Annotated in this window: 2 protein-coding genes; both read right to left on the bottom strand. The window is 76.4% G+C overall.

Features of this window, described 5'->3' with window-relative positions; genetic code table 11:
* Positions 1–36 precede the first annotated feature (36 nt).
* A complete protein-coding gene (hemA, locus tag K6U79_11675; GenBank protein ID MCL6523013.1) occupies positions 37–1,365 on the bottom strand; it encodes a glutamyl-tRNA reductase in 1,329 nt (442 codons plus the stop codon).
* A gap of 91 nt (positions 1,366–1,456) precedes the next feature.
* Positions 1,457–2,012 (bottom strand): class I SAM-dependent methyltransferase (locus K6U79_11670; GenBank protein MCL6523012.1); only part of this gene is annotated, 556 nt, incomplete at its 5' end.

Below are 2,012 nucleotides of genomic sequence, written 5' to 3'. Positions count from 1 at the left end.
GGGCCAGGCGCGAGCCGCGGGTGCCGAGGCGGATCTTCATGCCCCGCCCTCCCGGAGGGCGGCGGCCGCCTCGCGCCTCCCGCCCGCCTCGTCCGCCTCGCCGCCCTCCTCCTCGAGGCGGAAGAGACGCCGGAAGGCCGCGGCCAAGTCGGCCCCCTCCGGGTGCGAGGCGCCCTCCTTCAGCGCCTCGATGGGGTCGTGCAGGAGCTTGTGGACGATGCTGGCGGTCAGCTGCTCCAGCGCCTGCCGCTCCCGCTCGTCCAGGCCGGCCAGGCGGTGGAAGGTCTTCTCCAGCTCGGCGCGGCGGACGCCCTCGGCCCGGTCGACCAGCCGCCGCACCAGCGGCACCACGTTCTGCGAGGCCTGCCACTCGCGGAAGGCCTCCACCTCCTCGGCCACCAGCGCGCGCGCCCGGGCCGTCTCGCGCGCCCGCGCCTCCAGCTCCCGCGCCACCAGCACCTGGAGGTCGTCCACCACGTACAGGTAGGCGCCCTCCAGCGAGCCGGCCTGCGGGTCGACGTTGCGCGGCACCGCGATGTCCACCAGGAAGAGCGGCCGCTGGCGCCCGACCAGCGCGCGCGCCACCATCTCCCGCGTGACGAGGAGGCGGGGGGCGCTGGTGGCGGTCAGCACCACGTCCGCCTGCGCCAGGAGCGCCTCCAGCGCCTCCAGGCCGGCCGCCTCGGCGCCGAGCTCGGCCGCGAGGGCCGCGGCCCGCGCCGGCGTCCGGTTGGCGATGATCAGGCGCCCGGGCCGCGCGGCGGCCAGCTGCCGGGCGGCCAGCGCCGCCGTCCGCCCCGCGCCCACCACGAGAAGCGCCCGCTCTGCCAGGTCGGGGAAGATGCCGCGCACCAGCTCGGCGGCCGCGTGCGGCACGCTGGCCGGCGTGCGGCTGAGCGCCGTCTCGGTATGGACGCGCTTGGCCGTGGCCAGCGCCCGGTCGAAGAGCTCGTAGAGGTTCTTGCCCATCGTGCCTGCCAGCTGGGCCAGGCGGTAGGCGTGGCGCACCTGGCCGAGGATCTGCGTCTCGCCCAGTACCAGCGAGTCGAGGCCGGCGGCCACGGCGAAAAGGTGGCCGGCGGCCTCGGCGTCCACGTAGACGTAGCCCGACTCCTCCAGGTGCGGCCCGAGCCCGCGCCCGTCGCCCCACCAGGCTCGGATCCGCCCGGCCTCGCGCGCCGGGTTCTCCACGGCGGCGTAGATCTCGACCCGGTTGCAGGTGGCCAGGATGGCCGCCTCGTGGACCCCGGGCAGCGCCGCAAGCCCGCGCAGGGCGGCGGGGATCTCCTCCTCCGGCCAGGAGGCGCGCTCCCGTACGGCCAGCCTGGCGGTCTTGTGATTGAGCCCCACGACCACGATCGACATGGAAGCGGCCATCCCCCCGATCCCGGTCGCCTCGACGATCCGGCCCCATTGTAGCCGCCCCCGCATGGCCGCCGAGAGCGGCAGACGCCCCTCAAGCCGGCGGGCGGACGCCCTCGCCCGGCCTTCCCGGCTTCACGCCCGTGTGGACGGCGACGACGCCGGCGCTCAGGTAGCGGTAGGCCACCCGGACCAACCCGGCCCGCTCCATCCGACGCGCCAGCTCCGGGGCCGGCGGGATCTCGCCCAGCGACTCGGGCAGCCAGGCGTAGGGCGGCAGCGGGTCGCCCGCGCGCCGCGCCCAGCGGCCCAGCCAGGGGACCACGTGGCGGAAGTAGGCCAGGTAGGGCGCGGCCACCCAGCGCGAGGGCGGGTGGGTCAGCTCCATCACCGCCAGGCGACCACCCGGCCGGAGGACGCGGACCATCTCCGCCAGGGCCCGGTCCAGAGAGGCGACGTTGCGCAGCATGAAGCCGGAGATGACCGCGTCGAAGCTGCCGTCGGGGAAGGGCAGCCCCTGGGCGTCGGCGCGCAGGAAGCGCAACCGGTCGGCCAACGGGTGGCCTGCGATCTTCTGCCGGCAGACGCCGAGCATGCCCTCGGCGATGTCGACGCCCACCACCTGCCCCTCCCGACCGGCGGCGCGCGCC

It is taken from the genome of Bacillota bacterium, from assembly GCA_023511835.1.
Classification (GTDB): domain Bacteria; phylum Bacillota; class Sulfobacillia; order JAIMAT01; family JAIMAT01; genus JAIMAT01.
This window is presented reverse-complemented; position numbering and strand designations above follow the sequence as displayed.